This is a genomic window from Streptomyces sp. NPDC003943, from assembly GCF_053605265.1.
In genome coordinates this window covers 111378-128458 of the sequence record NZ_JBSGIW010000004.1, presented here as the reverse complement: position 1 = coordinate 128458, position 17081 = coordinate 111378, and the positions used below count along the sequence as shown (strand labels likewise).

Annotated in this window: 15 protein-coding genes; 8 read left to right on the top strand and 7 right to left on the bottom strand. The window is 71.5% G+C overall.

The window, feature by feature from the left end; translation table 11 throughout:
* Nucleotides 1-170 precede the first annotated feature (170 nt).
* Nucleotides 171-926, top strand: a complete 756-nt coding sequence (locus tag ACWEV0_RS03175; protein WP_453145953.1) for a helix-turn-helix domain-containing protein — start codon at nucleotides 171-173, stop codon at nucleotides 924-926.
* An 86-nt stretch (nucleotides 927-1012) separates the two neighbouring features.
* Here the strand turns inward: ACWEV0_RS03175 and ACWEV0_RS03170 are convergent, their stop codons facing one another.
* Both ACWEV0_RS03170 and ACWEV0_RS03165 read right to left on the bottom strand, forming a co-directional pair.
* The gene (locus ACWEV0_RS03170; protein WP_453145952.1) at nucleotides 1013-2638 is read right to left on the bottom strand and encodes a hypothetical protein; all 1626 of its coding nucleotides are present in this window, start codon (nucleotides 2636-2638) and stop codon (nucleotides 1013-1015) included.
* Between the two features lie 188 nt (nucleotides 2639-2826).
* On the bottom strand, nucleotides 2827-3183 hold the full coding sequence (locus ACWEV0_RS03165) for a VOC family protein (protein WP_453145950.1): 357 nt from the start codon (nucleotides 3181-3183) through the stop codon (nucleotides 2827-2829).
* Between the two features lie 143 nt (nucleotides 3184-3326).
* On the opposite strand from ACWEV0_RS03165, the gene ACWEV0_RS03160 reads away from it, so the two are divergent.
* Nucleotides 3327-4136: a helix-turn-helix domain-containing protein gene (locus ACWEV0_RS03160; RefSeq protein ID WP_453145948.1), complete on the top strand. Its 810-nt coding sequence runs from the start codon at nucleotides 3327-3329 to the stop codon at nucleotides 4134-4136.
* Here the strand turns inward: ACWEV0_RS03160 and ACWEV0_RS03155 are convergent.
* On the bottom strand, nucleotides 4110-5366 hold the full coding sequence (locus ACWEV0_RS03155; protein ID WP_453145947.1) for an MFS transporter: 1257 nt from the start codon (nucleotides 5364-5366) through the stop codon (nucleotides 4110-4112). The two genes, ACWEV0_RS03160 and ACWEV0_RS03155, sit on opposite strands and share 27 nt — an antisense overlap.
* A 97-nt stretch (nucleotides 5367-5463) precedes the next feature.
* Here ACWEV0_RS03155 and ACWEV0_RS03150 point away from each other — a divergent pair, with 97 nt between their 5' ends.
* Nucleotides 5464-5832, top strand: coding sequence for an ArsR/SmtB family transcription factor (locus ACWEV0_RS03150; RefSeq protein WP_453145946.1), 369 nt, complete (start codon nucleotides 5464-5466; stop codon nucleotides 5830-5832).
* Nucleotides 5833-6023: 191 nt separating this feature from the next.
* Nucleotides 6024-7349, top strand: coding sequence for a M28 family metallopeptidase (locus tag ACWEV0_RS03145; protein ID WP_453145944.1), 1326 nt, complete (start codon nucleotides 6024-6026; stop codon nucleotides 7347-7349).
* 84 nt (nucleotides 7350-7433) lie between these two features.
* On the opposite strand, the gene ACWEV0_RS03140 is transcribed toward ACWEV0_RS03145, so the two are convergent.
* Together ACWEV0_RS03140 and ACWEV0_RS03135 are read right to left on the bottom strand one after the other, a co-directional pair.
* A complete protein-coding gene (locus ACWEV0_RS03140; protein ID WP_453145943.1) occupies nucleotides 7434-8651 on the bottom strand; it encodes a LolA family protein in 1218 nt (405 codons plus the stop codon).
* A 152-nt stretch (nucleotides 8652-8803) separates the two neighbouring features.
* Nucleotides 8804-9814: a polyprenyl synthetase family protein gene (locus tag ACWEV0_RS03135; protein WP_453145941.1), complete on the bottom strand. Its 1011-nt coding sequence runs from the start codon at nucleotides 9812-9814 to the stop codon at nucleotides 8804-8806.
* A gap of 155 nt (nucleotides 9815-9969) precedes the next feature.
* On the opposite strand from ACWEV0_RS03135, the gene ACWEV0_RS03130 reads away from it, so the two are divergent.
* Nucleotides 9970-12057 (top strand): CocE/NonD family hydrolase, encoded by a 2088-nt coding sequence (locus tag ACWEV0_RS03130; protein WP_453145939.1) that lies wholly within the window; start codon nucleotides 9970-9972, stop codon nucleotides 12055-12057.
* Nucleotides 12058-12139: 82 nt separating this feature from the next.
* Here ACWEV0_RS03130 and ACWEV0_RS03125 read toward each other — a convergent pair whose 3' ends face one another.
* Complete coding sequence (locus tag ACWEV0_RS03125; protein WP_453145937.1) at nucleotides 12140-13420, bottom strand: LPXTG cell wall anchor domain-containing protein; 1281 nt, start codon at nucleotides 13418-13420, stop codon at nucleotides 12140-12142.
* A 337-nt stretch (nucleotides 13421-13757) separates the two neighbouring features.
* Between ACWEV0_RS03125 and fahA the strand changes: the two genes are divergently transcribed.
* Complete coding sequence (fahA, locus tag ACWEV0_RS03120; RefSeq protein WP_453145935.1) at nucleotides 13758-14999, top strand: fumarylacetoacetase; 1242 nt, start codon at nucleotides 13758-13760, stop codon at nucleotides 14997-14999.
* Here fahA and ACWEV0_RS03115 read toward each other — a convergent pair.
* On the bottom strand, nucleotides 14996-15493 hold the full coding sequence (locus tag ACWEV0_RS03115; protein ID WP_453145933.1) for a hypothetical protein: 498 nt from the start codon (nucleotides 15491-15493) through the stop codon (nucleotides 14996-14998). The genes fahA and ACWEV0_RS03115 overlap by 4 nt on opposite strands.
* 218 nt (nucleotides 15494-15711) lie before the next feature.
* Here ACWEV0_RS03115 and ACWEV0_RS03110 point away from each other — a divergent pair, with 218 nt between their 5' ends.
* Together ACWEV0_RS03110 and ACWEV0_RS03105 are read left to right on the top strand one after the other, a co-directional pair.
* On the top strand, nucleotides 15712-16284 hold the full coding sequence (locus tag ACWEV0_RS03110) for a hypothetical protein (protein WP_453145932.1): 573 nt from the start codon (nucleotides 15712-15714) through the stop codon (nucleotides 16282-16284).
* Nucleotides 16285-16372: 88 nt separating this feature from the next.
* Nucleotides 16373-17062, top strand: a complete 690-nt coding sequence (locus ACWEV0_RS03105; protein ID WP_453145930.1) for a DUF6445 family protein — start codon at nucleotides 16373-16375, stop codon at nucleotides 17060-17062.
* Nucleotides 17063-17081: the final 19 nt, after the last annotated feature.

The window sequence follows — 17081 nt, the reverse complement described above, 5'->3', positions numbered from 1 at the left end:
CGCAACTGAGGCATAAACACAGGTCAGATGAGTAAAAGTGTTGCAACTGGCTCGCGCCTAACGCAACGGCGATCACGAAATCCATTGCAATGAAATGATGGTGAACGCTAAGCTGGCGGCACAGCAGGCCACATACGACCCCACGAACGAGCACGAACGAGGAGAACGCGATGCCGGGAGGCAGGCTCACCCAGCAGGAACGTCAGCAGATCGCGCTGGGACTGGCCGACGGCCTCGCCTACGCCGAGATCGCGCGCCGCCTCGAACGCCCCACCTCGACCATCACCCGCGAGGTCATGCGCAACGGCGGCCCCACCGCCTACCGCGCCGACCTGGCCCACCGCGCCACCGAACGCCGCGCCCAGCGCCGTAGCCCCGCCGCCGCCAAGGGCTCGCAGCCGGTGCCCCAGCCGCACGGACGCGACGCCGACGCCGTACGCGAGTACGAGGAGACGCTGGCCACCGTCCTCATGCACTCGGGCCTGCCCAAGATGATGGCCCGCGTGATGGCCTGCCTCTACACCACCGACGCCGGCAGCCTCACCGCCGCCGAACTCGCCCAGCGCCTCCAGGTCAGCCCGGCATCCGTCTCCAAGGCGATCACGTTCCTGACCGGCCTGGAACTCGTCCGCCGCGAGCGCGACGAGCGCCGCCGCGAGCGCTACGTCGTCGACGACGACCTCTGGTACCAGTCGATGCTCCGCAGCGCCCGCGACAACACCCGGTTCAGCCAGACCGCCCGCGAGGGCGTCGCCGTGCTCGGCCCCGGCACCCCGGCCGCCGGCCGCCTCGAAAACGTCGCCCGCTTCCTCGACTTCATCTCGGAGAGCATCCTCCGCGCGGCGGAACAGGCCCGCGAGGTCCTCTACACGAAGGCCGACGCGGAGACCGACGCGAAGACCGACGCGGCGCAGGGCGACTCCTAGGCACGACAGAGGCGGAGGAGCGGTCCGACCGCTCCTCCGCCTGCGACCCCCGAGAACCGTGGCCCTGCCGGCCTGTTCGTAGCGGCCTAGCAGAAGCCGAGGCGTCCCCAGCGCGAGCTCCACTGGGTCTGGCTGTTCTGCCGCTCGTTCACGATGTAGGCACGGTTGCCGACCGGGCAGCCGGTGGCGGGGCTCGGATCGATCGTGACCGCCGAGTAGTCGCCCCAGCGCCCGACCGGGTCGTCATCCGGGTTGTAGAAGGTGCTCGCCGTGGGCCCGAAGGTCGAGCCTCCGGCGAAGTTGGCCGGGTCGGTCGCCAGGCGGCCGCTGCCCTTCACCCTGACCTGGTGCGGTGTGGTGCTCGCGCCGCCGGGGTCGGTGGCCGACCAGGTGACGAAGAACTGCCCGATGGGGTTGTCGGCGGTGCCGTTCACGGCGGAGCCGACGATCGACGGGTTGAAGTCGTGCGAGGTGCCCGTCTCGTAGAAGATTCCGCCGGTGGTCACGGCGCTCGTGGAGGTGTTGATCTGGTACCACGTCGGCGTCGACTGCGTGGAACCGGTGGAGTGGACGTTGAGGAGCTGGTTGCCGATCTGCGTGCTGTTGTTCTGGAAGCGCGCGTCCAGCGCGTCGAGCGTCTGGTCCGTGCCCGGCTGCGCGGCGGGGGCCGGGGCGCTGAACGCGTTCACCGTCACATCGGGCGCGGACACGATGCTCGCGGCGCTGCGGCCGAGGTCGCTGCCCCGGAACAGCTTCAGATGCGTGGCGTCAGCGGGACTCGCCGCCACGAAGAAGGAGTTCGTGTTGTCGTCCTCCACGACCGGAGGCGCCACCGTGCCGGGCGTGCCGAGGCCGAACACCGGAATGCTGAAGCCCAGCCCGTTGTAGAGCTGCGCCTTGCCGATGCCGAACGCGACGGACTCCACATACCCCTCCTCGTCGCTGAAGAGGTTGCCGGTGACGAGGACGGCGTCCTGGTCGAGCCCGAGCTGCGGGTAGTCGAAGAAGCCGCCGAAGCTCGCCACGTTGAGCTTGTAGACGTAGTACGCGCCCTTGGGATCCGACGTCTTCGACACGGCGACGAAGTAGTACTGGGCACCGCTGCCCTCCTGGAAGGCCTCGGCGGTGACGACCCAGCGGTTCCACGTCTTGTCGTAGACGACGCGCGGGTCGAAGATCGTCTGATCGGTGTAGCCGAAGAAACTGGCGAAGGAGGTCTGCTTCTGCAGGCTGCCGGTCGTCTTGGTGTAGACACTGACGCCTTCGCCGTTGGTGACCTCGACGAAGTTGACCTTGCCTACGGCTCCGTGGGTGTCCGGCGGGTAGAGGCCGGTGTTCTGGGTCGCGCCCTCGTAGCTGAACGACTTTCCGGGCGGGGCCAGCAGCGGCGCCTGTCCCTGCCGGTTGCCGATGCCCGGGCGCTTCCGGCCCGGCGCCAGCCGGGCCGCCGCGTCCAGCTCCCGCTGGGTCGCGGTGAGGCGGGGCGGCGGCACTGGTCGCGGGTGCTCGGTCTGCGCCGTGCCGGAAGGAGTGCTCTCCTTGGGCGCGCGTGCGGTCAGCCACGTCTTCACCGGCGCGGCGGCGGTCCCGGCGGCAGCCTCGCCACCGCCTCCCGGCTGCGAACTCGTCGCGGTCTGGGCCATGCCGACGCCCATCGCGAGCGCGGTCACGGCGGCCAGCATGGTGCGGCGAACCCTGCGTGTGGTTGCCAATGTGTTTCCTTCTCTCCCGGGGGCCCGGACGACATGGCCGCGGGTCGCGGCCACGTCGCATCGTGGGGGCGGGAAGAGAGGCAAGGCCGCAGGTCACGGCTGTTTCGCCGCGGTTCATCCATTCGCTGGCCGTCATGTCGCTGCAACGGACGGACGGAAGCGACGACGGACGGGGACGCGGTCGGCCCTCAGGCCGCCATGACGCAGAACAGGTGGCCCTCGGGGTCGGCCAGCACGGTCCAGCCGTCGCCGCCGGGCTGGAAGTCGGGCTTGGTCGCGCCCTCGGCGAGCAGCTCCTTCACCGCGATCTCCCGGTCGGCGACCTTGAAGTCGAGGTGGGCGTGCTTGCCGGCGTCGGGCCAGGCCGGGCCCTGGTAGCCGTCGACCCGCTGGAAGGCGAGCTGGACCGGGCCCTGGCCGATGGAGGCCCAGGACTCGTCGGCCGAGTTGATCTCCCAGCCGGTGACCTTGGCGTAGAACTCGGCGAGCGCCCGGGGGTCGGCACAGTCGATGACGATCGAGCTGAGCTGTGCGTTGACGGCCATGGATGGTTCCCTTCGTGTCTTCACGTGGCCTCCAGGATCCGGCGTGACGGCCGTGAACGTCTTGAAGATCCTTGCGGGTTGTGAGGTTTCCCGGTCGCTCCTTCGTCCCCCGCCTGTCATACCCGGCGCGTAGTGTCCGGAGCATGCTGTCCGCCTCGCCCCTCGCCCGCCGGCCCGAGTTCACCGTGTCCGTGGTGGGGTGCCGGTCCGACCACACCCGGTGGTCGGAGCCGGAGACCCATGACAGCCACCGGCTCGTGCTGGTACGCAGCGGCCGCTTCCGGCGGTGGGCGGACGGCACCGACGCCGATCTCGACCCGACCATGGCCTACCTGGGCGCACCCGGCGAGGAGGAGCGCTTCGCGCATCCGGCCGGCGGCGACGTCTGTACGTCGGTCACCTTCAAGCCCTCCCTCCTCGAACGCACTCCCGCCGCGACCACGGTGTACGTGGACGCCCGCGTCGACCTGGCGCACCGCCGCCTGGTCGCGGCGGCGGGCACCGGTGACGTCGAGTACGCGCTGACGGAGGAGTTGCTGCGCCTGGTCGCGGCGGCGGCGGCGTCCGGCGAACGGGACGGCGCGCGGGGCGTAGGCGTACGGGCGCGGGCGGCGGCCGATCGGGCGCTGGCCGCCGCGGCGCGCGAGGCGATCATCGAGGAGGCTCCGGGCGCCGAGGAACTCGTCGGCCTCGCGAAGCTGTTGAAGGTGTCGCCGTACCGGCTCAGCCGGGTGTTCTCCCGGCAGATGGGCGTCTCGCTGACGCGCTACCGCAACCGCGTCCGCGTCACGCGGGCCATGGACGCGATCGCCGAGGGCGCGCCGAGCCTGGCCGAACTGGCGACCCGGCTCGGCTTCTCCGACCAGGCGCACCTGACCCGTACGGTCCGCGAGCACGTGGGCCACACGCCGACGGCCCTGCGCCGGCTAATGGACCCTGTCGCCGCGAGCTGAAGGCCGCGCGTCCCGGCCCGCGCGCCGCAAGCCCGTACCGGCGCCCGTACCCGTAGCCGCGCCGGTGCCCGCCCCCGTACCCCTGCCCGTCCCGCCGCTCGTCGTCACCGCCACCACCAGCACCGCGAGCAGCATCACCGCCGCCGAGGCCAGCGGGAACCACCGGTCCCCCAGCACGGCGACGGCCGCGCTGCCGGCGCCGCCCGCCGCCGCCACGCCCAGGTAGAGCGCGGTGCTGTTGAGGGCGAGGAGGAGCGGCGCGTTGGGCGGGTCGAGGGCGACCAGGCGGGCGGGGAGGGCGACGGCGAGCGACCAGCCGGCGAGGGGGTTGAGGACGGCGGCGAGGAGGGCGGTCGGCATCGACTGCATCAGCCAGGGCAGGGCCGCCGGCACGACCGCGCTGACCGCGCCGGCCACGAGCAGGACGGCCCGCGGGCCGAAGCGGTCGACGACCCGGCCGCCCAAGGTGCTGCCGAGCACGGACGCGAGGCCGGTGACCAGGAGCAGCAGCGAGAGCCGGCCCTGGTCGCCGCCGGTGGCCGGGGCGGCGGCGACCGTGTAGTAGATGAAGACGATCTGGACGCCGAGGAAGACCAGGAAGGTCGTGCCGGTCGCGGCGAGGACCCTGCGGTCGGCGAGCGGGGCGAACCGGGCCCGCAGCACCGGGGCGGGGGCGGCGGCGGGCAGTTCACGCAGGAACAGCGCGAGTCCGGCGAAGGCCGCCGCGCCGAGCGCGGTCACCAGCCACATGGTCAGCCGCCAGTCCGTGCGCCCGATCCAGGTGCCGAGCGGTACGCCGAGGGCGGTGGCGACGGTCAGGCCGCCCATGACCGTGGCGAGGGCCCGGCCGCGCCGCTCCGGCGGTACGAGGGCGGCGGCCACGGCGTTGGCGGTGGGCGTGTAGAGCGCGGCGCCGGCGGCGGCGAGGACCCGGGTGAGCAGCAGGGTCGGGTAGTCGGGGGCCAGGGCGGTCAGGGCGTTGGCCACGGTGAAGACGGCGAGGGCGGCGAGCAGGACGGCGCGCCGGGGCAGCCGGGCGGTGAGCGTGGCCAGGACGGGCGCGAGGAGCGCGTAGCCCAGGGCGAAGACGGTGATCATCTGCCCGGCGGCCGCGACGGAGACGTCCAGGTCGCGGGAGACGAGGCCGAGGATTCCGGCGATGACCATGCCGTCGGTGCCGACGGCGAAGGTGCCGAGGGCGAGCAGGAGCAGGCGCAGACGGAGCTGCATGAGTGGTGGTCCCCCTCCACTATCGTTTGATGTACGCCAAACAATAGAGACCGTTGGATGATTGTCAAACGATCCGACGGCAGGGGAAGGTGCGGACATGGACGAGGAAACGCAAGGCGGACAGGGCGACCCGCAGGGCGGGGAGTGGCTGCCGCAGCCCGACACGGCCGGGATCGAGCTGGTCAAGGTGCTGCACGCGCTCGGCGATCCGGTACGGCTCCAGCTCTTCGGGATCTACGCGAGCGGCGAGCAGTACAGCTGCGCGCCCGACGCGCTGGGCGTCGGCCACCTGCACAAGTCGACCGTCTCGCACCACCTCCGGATCATGCGCGAGGCCGGCCTCACCTCGACCCGGGTCGTCGGCCGCAACCGCTTCGTACAGCTGCGCCGGACCGATCTCGACGCGCGCTTCCCGGGACTCCTCGACGCGCTGATCGCGGCGCTCCCGGAAGAGTCCGCGAACTGACCGTCCGCTGAGCGAACACGCCTGACCGATTTCCATCTTGACGGAATATCAGACTCCCGCTGAACATTCGTCTCACACAGCTCCACACGCACGGCACCACAACCCGCACAGCTCCAACGCCTCGCGCCACCCACGACGCGAGGCGCTCGTACGTTCCGTCCCATCCCCAGTTCGGAATCCGGAGCCCCCACATGAAACTCTCCGCGAGACTCTCCGCCCTGGCCGGTGTCTCGGCACTCGTCGTCGGCGCCCTCGCCGGCGCCGCACCGGCCACCGCCGTGCCGGCCACCGCGTCCGGCACCGCCGCCGTCACGCCGCCCGACATCTCCGTGGCCAACGTCAAGCAGCACCTGGCCGACCTCCAGACCATCGCCAACAACAACGGCGGCAACCGGGCCCACGGCCGTACCGGCTACAAGGCGTCCGTCGACTTCGTGAAGGCCAAGCTCGACGCGGCCGGATACACCACGACCCTCCAGCAGTTCACGTACAACGGCGCCACCGGCTACAACGTGATCGCCGACTGGCCGGGCGGCGACCCCAACCAGGTCGTCATGTCCGGCTCGCACCTCGACTCGGTGACCGCCGGTCCCGGCATCAACGACAACGGGTCCGGCTCGGCGGCCATCCTGGAGACCGCGCTCGCCGTCTCCCGCGCCCAGCTCCAGCCGACGAAGCACATACGCTTCGCCTGGTGGGGCGCGGAGGAGCTGGGCATGGTCGGCTCCAAGTACTACGTGAACAACCTGCCGTCCACCGAGCGCGCGAAGATCAGCGGCTATCTGAACTTCGACATGATCGGCTCGCCCAACCCGGGCTACTTCGTCTACGACGACGACCCGACCATCGAGCAGACCTTCAAGAACTACTTCACAGGCCTCGGCATCGTCACCGAGCCCGAGACCGAGGGCGACGGCCGCTCCGACCACGCGCCCTTCAAGAACGCGGGCGTCCCGGTCGGCGGACTGTTCTCCGGCGCCGACTACATCAAGACCGCCACCCAGGCGCAGAACTGGGGCGGCACGTCGGGCCAGGCGTTCGACCGCTGCTACCACGCCTCGTGCGACACCTCGGCGAACATCAACGACACCGCCCTGGACCGCAACTCGGACGCCATCGCGTACGCGATCTGGAACCTGGCGGCCGGCACGACGACCCCGCCCACCGGCACGGTCTTCCAGAACACGACCCCGGTCGCCATCCCGGACAACGGCCCGGCCGTGACGTCGTCGGTGACCGTCTCCGGCATCACGGGCAACGCGCCCAGCACCCTCCAGGTCGGCGTGGACATCACCCACACCTGGCGCGGTGACCTGGTCGTCGACCTCATCGGCCCGAGCGGCACGGTCTACAACCTGAAGCCGTACTCGTCCTCCGACTCGGCCGACAACGTCAAGACGACCTACACGGTCAACGCGTCCGCCGAGGTCGCCAACGGCGTCTGGAAGCTGCGCGTCCAGGACAAGGCGACGTACGACACGGGCACGCTCAACAGCTTCAAGCTGACCTTCCCGTAAGGCAGTTCGGGCACAAAAACTCCTGGGTGGGCCGGTGACCACTGCCCCCGACCCACCCAGGCACCAACTGCCCTGCTACTGGGCTCACTTCGCCGAGTCGGCGACCTCCACCAGCTTCTGCGGGGTCACCGCGCCGACGTAGACCTTGCCGTCGTCCGTCATCAGCGCGTTGACGATCTTCGTCTTGAAGACCGTGCCCGAGCCGAACTTGCCGCTCACCTTGTCGCCGAACGAGTCCAGGAAGCCCTGGAACTGCTTCGGCGCGTCCTCGGTCTTCGGCGCCGGGGCGCCGGTGTCCAGCCTGGCCACCGTCGTCCAGCCCTCACCGATGACGTTCAGGCCGCCCTCCTTGCCGGCCTTGCCCGCCTCGCCCAGGCCGCCGTCCTTCAGCAGGTCACCGAGCGGGCCCCCGAAGCCCTCCGGGGCCCCGCCCTCGAAGGGCTTGCCGCCCTTGTCGCCCTTGGCGCCGTCGAAGGCCTTGTCGCCCTCCGTCACCTTCGCGCCCTTCGGCGCCTTGAAGTCGAACGTCGAGGCCGCCGGCTTGCCGAAGTCGACCTTCGTGAAGCCCGCGTCGACGACCGGCTTGCCGCCGCTCACCGAGGCGAGGGTGAACTTCAGCGGGGTGCCGGTGGCCGCGTCGACCGCGATCTTGACCGACTCGACCATCGAGCCCGACTGCTTCGGCTTGATGACGAGCTGGTACGCGTCCCGGCCGGCCACCTTCGCGGTGCCGCCGACGGTGATGGACGTCGTGTCGCCCGCCGCCTTCAGGACCTCGTCCGCGAGGGCCTTCGGGGTGGCCGGCAGCTCGTCGTGCGGAGCCTTCGGAGCCTTCCCGCCCTTGCCGTCCGGGCCGGCGCCCTTCTGGTGCACGACCTCGTTCGACTTGCTGTCGTACGCCCAGACGTCGGCCCCGTTGTGGATCAGGCTGTACTCGTCCGAGCCGTCGAGCACGGTCAGCTTCTGCCGGTCCGGCCCGTCGGCCGCGACCCGCAGCGTGTGCGAGCCCGAGGCCAGCTCGGCCAGCTTCGCCGACGGGTCGGAGGAGCCGGAAGAGGACGGCGAGGCCGACGGCAGCAGGCCCGCGACGGACGGCAGACCGAGGTCCGTGTCGATCTTGAAGGTGCCGGACAGCGTCTGCGTGTCCGACGAGGCGATCTTCTCGATGAGCTGCTGAGCGGTGATCTTCGGCAGGTCCGGGTCCCCGGACGCCGCGAGCGCCGGTACGAGGCCGATGGTCGCCGCGGCCACTCCGGCCACCGCGACCGGGACGACGTAACGGCCGGCCTTCTTCGTTGCCATGATCTGCGCTACCTCCCTGGTCGATGTCTCCATCTCACCAGGACGGCCGTGCGGAATCGTCAGCCCCCGGGATCAACCTCGCGTACCTCTCCGGGATGACCCGCCCCTAGGGTGCGTACCCCGAACGGCTGCCCCCGCGACGACGAGTGGCGCTAGCCCGCGCGGTGCACCACCGCGTCGCACAGCTCCTCAAGGGCCGCCTTCGCGTACCCGTCGGGCAGCGGCGCCAGCATCGCCCGCGCCTCCTCCGCGTAGCGCACGGTCTCCCGGCGGGCCTGCTCCAGGGCCGGGTGGACGCGCAGCCGGCGCAGCGCCTCGGCGTGCCGCTCGTCGTCGCTGAGGTCGCCGTCGACGAGGGCGAGCAGCTCCAGGTCCTCCGGGCGGCCGTGCGCGGCCGCGGCGGCGCGCAGGTAGAGCACCGGCAGGGTGGGGACGCCCTCGCGGAGGTCGGTGCCCGGGGTCTTGCCGGACTCGTGGGAGTCGGAGGCGATGTCGAGGACGTCGTCGGCGAGCTGGAAGGCGACGCCGAGCCGCTCCCCGTACTGGGTGAGGATCTGGACGACGCTCTCGTCGGCGCCGGACATCATCGCGCCGAAGCGGCAGGAGACGGCCACGAGCGAGCCGGTCTTGCCGCCGAGGACGTCGAGGTAGTGGTCGACGGCGTCGCGGCCCTCCTGCGGGCCGGCCGTCTCCAGGATCTGGCCGGTGACGAGCCGCTCGAACGCCTCGGACTGGATGCGCACGGCCTCGGGGCCGAGGTCCGCAAGGGTGTGCGAGGCGCGGGCGAAGAGGAAGTCACCCGTGAGGACGGCCAGCGAGTTGCCCCAGCGGCTGTTCGCGCTGTCCACGCCGCGCCGCACGGCCGCCTCGTCCATGACGTCGTCGTGGTAGAGCGTGGCCAGGTGGGTGAGTTCGACGACCACGGCCGCGGGCACGACGCCCGGCGCGTAAGGGTCGCCGAACTGGGCCGTGAGCATCACGAGCAGCGGCCGGAACCGCTTGCCGCCGGCATGCACGAGGTGCTGCGCGGCCTCGGTGATGAACGGCACGTCACTCTTGGTGGCGTCGAGGAGGCCGGCCTCCACGGCCGCCAACCCCGTCTGGACATCGGCTTCCAGAGCCTGGTCCCGCACGCTGAGACCGAACGGCCCGACGACGGTCACGAGGGGATCTCCTGTCTGCTGAAGCCTGCCATTCACTCACGCCAGCGTATCCGGTCACGTTTCGATCACCATGGGCGCCTTCCCGTCACCCCCGGTATGTTCTTGATCAGACGGTATGACCAGGCGTAGCTCTTTTGTTCCATTGAGGTGACTCGATGACGAAGATCCGTACGAGGATCCGCACCGACTTCCCGTACGAGACCCGCCAGACGGACGTCCTCATCCCCATGCCGGACGGGAAGGAGCTCTACGCCCGGGTCTGGCGGCCGCTCACCGACGAGCCCGTACCGGCCCTGCTCGAGTACCTGCCCTACCGCCTCACCGACGGCACCGCACCCCGCGACCGGCAGCGCCACCCGTGGTACGCGGGTCACGGCTATGCCTCCGTTCGGGTCGACATCCGCGGCCACGGCAACAGCGACGGGCTGCCCGGCGACGCGCACGACACCACCGAACTGGCCGACGGGGTCGCCGTCGTTAACTGGCTCGCCGAGCAGGAGTGGTGCAGCGGCCGGGTCGGGATGATCGGCCTCGGATGGGGCGGCTACGACGCGCTGCGCATCGCGACGCTGGCGCCCGAGGCCCTGAAGGCGGTCGTCACGGTCTGCGCGAGCGACGACCGCTACGACGACGGCCCGCACTACCTGGGCGGCTCCGTCCTCGGCGCGGGCACGAACGGGTGGGCCGGGACCCTGCTCGCCTTCGCCGCCCGGCCGCCCGACCCGCAGTACGTGGGCGAGAAGTGGCGCGAGCAGTGGCTGGAGCGCTTGGAGGCGGTCCGGCCCTTCACGCACACCTGGCTGGCCCACCAGACCCGCGACGACTACTGGCGGCGAGGCAGCGTCCGCGACGGAGCGGGAGGCTCGGGGGCGGGCGACGGGGGCGGGGGCGGCGAGCGCGGGGACGCGGACTACGCGTCGATCCGGGCCGCCGTGCTCGCCGTGGGCGGCTGGCACGACCCGTACCGCGACACCGTGCTCCGACTGGTCGAACACCTCCCCCAGGACCGCGTGCGCGGCATCATCGGGCCCTGGCCGCACCAGTACCCGGACCGCGGGCTGCCGCCCGGCCCGGCGATCGGCTTCCTCCAGGAGACACTGCGCTGGTGGGACCACCACCTCAAGAACATCGACAACGAGGTGATGGCCGAGCCGCTGCTGCGCTCGTGGATCAGCGACTCGCACCCGCCGGCCACGGTGTACGAGGAGCTGCCCGGCCGCTGGGCCGCCGACCCGGCCTGGCCCTCGCCGCACGTCACACCCGTCACGTACGGCCTCCAGGGCTCCCCCGTCCTCGTGGACTCGCCGCCGCAGACCGGCCTGGACGCGGGCCGCTTCGTGCCCCTCGGCAACGACGCCGACCTGCCCCCGGACCAGCGCGCCGAGGACGCCCGCTCGGCCTGCTTCGACTTCCCGGTCCCGGAGTCCGGAGGCCCCGTCGAGATCCTCGGCCGGCCCTCCGTACGGCTCGCGGTGCGCACCGCCGCGCCCACCGGCCAGGTCGTCGCCCGGCTCTGCGACGTCGCCCCGGACGGCTCGTCCACCCTCGTGACGCGCGGGGCGCTCAACCTTTCCGCCCGCTACGGCCGCGACCGGGCGGTGGAGGCGCAGATCGGCGAGTGGGAGACGTACGTCTTCGAGCTGGCGGGCACCGGCCACGCCTTCGCGCCCGGCCACCGGGTCCGGCTCGCGGTCTCCTCCGCGTACTGGCCCTGGATCTGGCCGCAGCCCGACGCGGCCGGCTTCACCCTGGACCCGGCGGGCTCCGCGCTCGCCCTGCCGGTCCGTGCCCCTGCCGTCCCCACCGCCGACGCCGTCGAGTTCGAGGAACCGGAACAGTCCCAGCCGCTCGGCTCCGGCTCCTCCGGCACCCTGGAGGAACCGCGCCCCCAGCGCCTGATCGTGCGTGACGTCGCCCGGGGCGAATGGCGCCTGGAGGTCGACCCGCGGTACGGGGACGGCGGCGGCACCCTGGTCCACCCGGACGGTCTGGAGTACGGCGAGGAGGCCCTGGAGACGTACACGATCGACGAGTCGGGCCCGCTGTCCGCCCGTGCCCGCTCGGACTGGTCGATCCGGCTGCACCGGCCCGAACTCGCCTGGGACGTGCGGATCGAGACGCACTCGGAGATCGCGTGCGACGCGGACGCGTTCGTCACGTCGGACGAGGTGATCTGCAAGGAGGGCGAGGAGATCGTCTTCCACCGGACATGGGAGAAACGCATTCCGCGGACGGCGGGCTGAATTCCCGTCAAACTGCCGGCCGCCGAAGAGGAAAGGGCCCGCATTCCGTCACGGAATGCGGGCCCTTTATCGCGCTGCGCTATCAGGCGTCGGCGCCGGCCTTACGGCGACGCACGACGACCATCGCACCCGCGCCGAGCACCACGGCCGCGCCGCCCGCGAGGCCGATCGGCAGGGTGGACGAACCGGCACCGGTCTTGGCGAGCGTGCCGCCGGTGGTGCCGGAGGTGCCGTTCGTCACCGGGGTGTTGGACGAGCCACCCTGCTGGGAGGTGTTGCCGTTGCCGCCGGTGGAGCCGTTGCCCTTGCCGTCACCCTTGCCGGTGCCGGTGCCGGGCTTGTGCGGCTTGACGACGGTGAAGTCGACGTAGTTGGGCTCCTTGGCCGTGCCGCAGGAGTCGCCGTTGACGCGCAGGCCCATGGCGACGACCGCGCCGTCACCGGCCGGGGTCTTGGCGTCGAGAGCGACCTTCAGCTTGAAGTCGAAGGACTTGTGGGCGGCCAGCGGGGCGCCGCTGGAGAAGCCGTCCAGCTCGTCCACCTCCTGCCACTTCGGGCTGGTGCCGGAGGACCACGTGAGGGTGATGTGCGGGTCCTTGCCGTCCAGGTCGTCCAGGTCGTCGCTCATCCGGAAGGCCGCGGCGAAACCGCCGACCTCGTCGAAGGCCTTGTCGCCCTTGTTGGTCACCCGGAAGGTGAAGACGCCGTTGGAGCCGGCGGTGATCTTCTTCGGGCCGGTGAGGGTGGTGACGAGGTTCTTGTCGTCCGGGCAGTCGTCCGGCAGGTTCTCCTCGGCCTCGTCGAGCGCCTTCTGAGCCTCGTCGAGGGCCTTCTTCGCGGCGTCCTTGGCCTTGGTGGCGTCGTTCAGCGTGCGGAAGGCGGCGACCGAGGTGTTGACGGCCGCGTCGTACTTCGTCTTCGCGTCGGCCGCGGCGGTGGCCTTGGCGTCGGCGTCGGTCTTGGCGGCGTCGGCGGCGGCCTGGGCGTCGGCGACGTCCTTGGCCGCCTTGTCCTTCTGCTCCTGCGTCGCGTCGGCGGGCAGGTCGGCCTGGGCCTTCTGGGCGTCGGCGAGCTTCTGGTCGGCGGCGGTCTTCGCGGCGGCAGCGGCGTCGGCCGCCGTCTTCGCGGCGTCGGAGGCGGCCTTCGCGGCGTCCTGGGCCTTGGTGGCGTCCTCGACGCCCTTCTGGGCCTTGTTGTAGTCGGCGACGGCCTTGTCGTAGGCGGCCTGGGCCGCGGCGAGCGCGATCTCCAGGTCCTTGATGGACTTCCCGGCCTGCTGCTCCGCGCCGGCAGCCGGCTTGGTGTCGGCGAACGCGGGCGCGGCGGAAAGGAACACGACCGGGGTGGTCACAGCCGCGGCCACGGCGGTCGCGACAATACGGCGGATCTTCAAGGTGGACCTTTTCTGGTCGGACGAAGATGAAAAACAGACACAGTTGTGGGGCTCGCGCCTGCGGAAACCCACACGCGGCGCGAGATACCAGGCGATCGTATGACCGGAATAAGGAGCCGGAATAGCGCTATTGACATCTCCGTGATGTACATGAGTCGACACGACGACTTCATCGGCGTCACAAAGCCCGCGAATTCGGACAGTTGCCCACGGAGGCCGCACTTTCTGTGTGACACATGTCATCCGCGCCTCGGCCGCCGCCCCGTAACGTGTCCCCACACACACCGTGAAAGCGAGGCAAGCACCGATGCCCGAGCAGAGCCCGCAGAGCCCGCTCGACCTTGCCGAGGGCGACCCCTTCGGCCCGCACAACCTTCCGTACGGCGTCTTCTCCACTGCCGACGAGCCCGACCGGCGGAGGCTCGGCGTCCGGATCGGCGGGCACGTGCTCGACGCCGGGGCCGCGGCGCACGCCCTCGGATCTCCGTACGCGACGCTGCTCGCGCAGCCCAGCCTCAACCCGCTGCTCGCGGCCGGCCGCACCGCCTGGCGCGACGTCCGGCGCGCGCTCACCGGCTGGCTGACCGTGCCCGCGCACCGGCCGGTCGTGGAGCCGCTGCTCCACCCGCTGGACGCGGTCACGCTCCACCTGCCGTACGAGGTCGCCGACTACGTCGACTTCTACGCGAGCGAGCACCACGCCACCAACGTCGGCAAGATCTTCCGCCCCGACGGCGACGCGCTCACCCCCAACTGGAAGCACCTGCCGATCGGCTACCACGGCCGCGCCGGCACGGTCGTGGTCTCCGGCACCGACGTCGTGCGCCCGGCCGGCCAGCGCAAGACCCCGGCGGACCCGGCGCCGGTCTTCGGGCCGTCGATCAAGCTGGACATCGAGGCCGAGGTCGGCTTCCTCGTCGGCACCCCGTCCGAACTGGGCCGCCCGGTCGCCCTCGGCGACTTCCGCGAGCACGTCTTCGGTCTGACGCTGCTCAACGACTGGTCGGCGCGGGACATCCAGGCGTGGGAGTACGTGCCGCTCGGCCCGTTCCTCGGCAAGTCGTTCCAGACCTCCGTCTCCGCCTGGGTCACCCCGCTGGAGGCCCTGGACGCGGCCCGGATCGCCCCGCCCGCGCGCGACTTCGACCTCCTGCCGTACCTGGACGACTCAGCGGAGGAGGAGCCCGGCGGCTTCGACCTGCGGATCACCGTCACCATCAACGGCGAGGTGGTGGCCGAGCCGCCGTTCTCCACCATGTACTGGACGGGCGCCCAGCAGCTCGCCCACATGACCGTGAACGGCGCCTCCCTGCGCACCGGTGACCTCTACGGCTCCGGCACGGTCTCCGGCCCCGAGGCCGCGCAGCGCGGCTCGCTCCTCGAACTCACCTGGAACGGCCGCGACCCGATCGAGCTCGCCACCGGCAAGCGCACGTTCCTCGAGGACGGCGACGAGGTCACCCTGACCGCCTGGGCCCCGGGCCCGGACGGCACCCGCGTCGCCCTGGGCGAGGTCACGGGCCGCATCGCCCCGAACCCGGCCGCCTAGCCGGTCCGGGCCACCAGGTCCGCCACGTCCGCCATGTGTGCCTCACCCGTGAGGCACACATGGCACAGGCAGTGATCCGGGTGCGGGCTGCGCGGCGCGACCTCGGCCCGGTACCGGCGCGCATACCGCTCCAACGTCTCGGCGACCTCGCCCGCCGCCTCGGCCGTGTCGAGCTGCTGGTGGTACGTCGCGGCCAGCCGCCCCAGAACGCGCGGGCTGTGCACCTGCTTGGCCCGGAAGTTGTAGAGATGGCGCGTCGCCACGTTGACGGCGATCCACCGGCTGGTGTGCCGCTCGCGCCCGAGCACCGTGAGCCGGTCCCCGCCGGGCCCCCAGTAGACCCGCAGGACGTACACCTTCGCCCCGCCCCTGAACGCCTTCGTGCCGTTGCGCAGCTCCTGGCCGCCCTGCCCACACCGCCGCCAGCCCACCACGTTCGCGGTCACCAGCCAGACCGGCTCGGCCTCGGCCCCGGCCTCGGATTCGGTCATCATCGGCACCCCCTTCGATCGCGCGCGCCAGCGTAGAACGGCGGTGTGCGACGGGCGACGGGTTATACGGCCCCGAGCCCCCAATGGGTCACCCCGCGTGCGCCACCCCCCGCCCCCGGGTGACGCTGCTACCGACGGCGGGAGGGGAAGAGCGCCCGCCTCTGTCCGGCGCCGCGCGGAGACGCGCACGGGCGCGCACTCCCTTCCGAGGAGCACCCCACATGTCCGCAATACCCCGCCCGTTCACGGCCGCGCTCGCCCTGGCCGCCGCCGGCACGCTGGCCCTCGGGGCCGCCCCCGCCGCCGTCGCCGCGAAGCCGCCGCCCGCGAAGGGTGCCGGGCACCAGCACTCCGGCCACGGCAACGGCGATCTGAAGAAGGCGCGCGAAGCCACCGAGAAGTACCGGTCCGAGCAGGCGGCCATCGACGCCGGCTACCTCCGCACCGACGTCTGCGTCGAGGACGACAGCCCGGAGAAGCTCGGCGGCATGGGCTACCACTACGTGAACCCCGCCTACGTCGGCTCGCTCGACCCGACGAAGCCCGCTGTGGTGATCTACGCCCCGGACCACGGGACCGGCAAGCGCGAACTGGTCGCGCTCGAGTACATCGTGCCCAACACCGGTCAGCCCAGGCCGAAACTCTTCGGACACGACTTCGACGGCCCCGCCGTCACCCCGGGCGTCGGCGACGCCTACACGCTGCACGCCTGGCTGTTCAAGAGGAACCCGAAGGGCGTCTTCACCCCCTACAACCCGCGGGTCCACTGCACCTGCCCGGACGACAAGCCGTAGCGCATCGCCGGTTCCATCGCCATCTCTTGCCGGAGACTTGGCCTGGGCTTTGGCACCCGCTCCCGGATGCGCAACTACCGTTCCGGCCATGTCCCTACGCCCCCCACGGCCCCCGCAGTCCCCCGCGCTGCCCGTCCTCCCGTACCGCAAGCCCACCAAGGGCCGCGACTACTGGGTCATCGACAACGTCCTGCCCAACATCGACGAGGTGCGGGCCCGGTGTCTCGCGAAGGAGGACTGGGTCCAGGGCGCCCCGGTCAACCCCGAGCCCTGGCCGGGCCAGCGCGCCATGCCGGCCCTTGAGTCGGACGAACTCGCCCACGTCGAGCGGCTGGTACGGAAGGCCACCGGCGCCCCGCGCATCTGGGCGCAGGACCCCGGCGGCGCCGGCACGTTCAACCACAACTGCGTCCAGGCCGTCGGCAAGGACGAGTGCGAGAGCCGCCCCCACACGGACTCCCGCAGTCTGTGCCGCTACGCCGCCGTGCTCTACCTCAGCACGGACACCCCCAAGGACTGCGGCACCAGCTTCTACCGGCAGAGCCTCCCGGGCGGCCGGCTCGGCGGCAACCAGGTGCTGGCCCCGCACAACAACCTGGTCGACGCCCTCGGCACCCGTTTCGTCCCGCCGGACTCCTTCACCGAGGACATCAGCGTCCCGCACCGCTACAACCGCCTGCTGCTCTACTCGGCCAACATCATCCACAGCGCGACGAACTACTGGGGCACCACCCTGGAGGACAAGCGGATGACCGCGGTCTTCTTCTGGATGGCCTGACCACCGGCACGTACGGCGA

What these genes read in the sequence shown, in the direction of transcription:
- ACWEV0_RS03175 (WP_453145953.1), top strand. Translation starts at nt 171, where the DNA reads ATGCCGGGAGGCAGGCTCACCCAGCAGGAACGTCAGCAGATCGCGCTG.
- ACWEV0_RS03165 (WP_453145950.1), bottom strand. Translation starts at nt 3,183, where the DNA reads ATGGCCGTCAACGCACAGCTCAGCTCGATCGTCATCGACTGTGCCGAC.
- ACWEV0_RS03160 (WP_453145948.1), top strand. Translation starts at nt 3,327, where the DNA reads ATGCTGTCCGCCTCGCCCCTCGCCCGCCGGCCCGAGTTCACCGTGTCC.
- ACWEV0_RS03155 (WP_453145947.1), bottom strand. Translation starts at nt 5,366, where the DNA reads ATGCAGCTCCGTCTGCGCCTGCTCCTGCTCGCCCTCGGCACCTTCGCC.
- ACWEV0_RS03150 (WP_453145946.1), top strand. Translation starts at nt 5,464, where the DNA reads ATGGACGAGGAAACGCAAGGCGGACAGGGCGACCCGCAGGGCGGGGAG.
- ACWEV0_RS03145 (WP_453145944.1), top strand. Translation starts at nt 6,024, where the DNA reads ATGAAACTCTCCGCGAGACTCTCCGCCCTGGCCGGTGTCTCGGCACTC.
- ACWEV0_RS03140 (WP_453145943.1), bottom strand. Translation starts at nt 8,651, where the DNA reads ATGGCAACGAAGAAGGCCGGCCGTTACGTCGTCCCGGTCGCGGTGGCC.
- ACWEV0_RS03130 (WP_453145939.1), top strand. Translation starts at nt 9,970, where the DNA reads ATGACGAAGATCCGTACGAGGATCCGCACCGACTTCCCGTACGAGACC.
- fahA (WP_453145935.1), top strand. Translation starts at nt 13,758, where the DNA reads ATGCCCGAGCAGAGCCCGCAGAGCCCGCTCGACCTTGCCGAGGGCGAC.
- ACWEV0_RS03115 (WP_453145933.1), bottom strand. Translation starts at nt 15,493, where the DNA reads ATGATGACCGAATCCGAGGCCGGGGCCGAGGCCGAGCCGGTCTGGCTG.
- ACWEV0_RS03110 (WP_453145932.1), top strand. Translation starts at nt 15,712, where the DNA reads ATGTCCGCAATACCCCGCCCGTTCACGGCCGCGCTCGCCCTGGCCGCC.
- ACWEV0_RS03105 (WP_453145930.1), top strand. Translation starts at nt 16,373, where the DNA reads ATGTCCCTACGCCCCCCACGGCCCCCGCAGTCCCCCGCGCTGCCCGTC.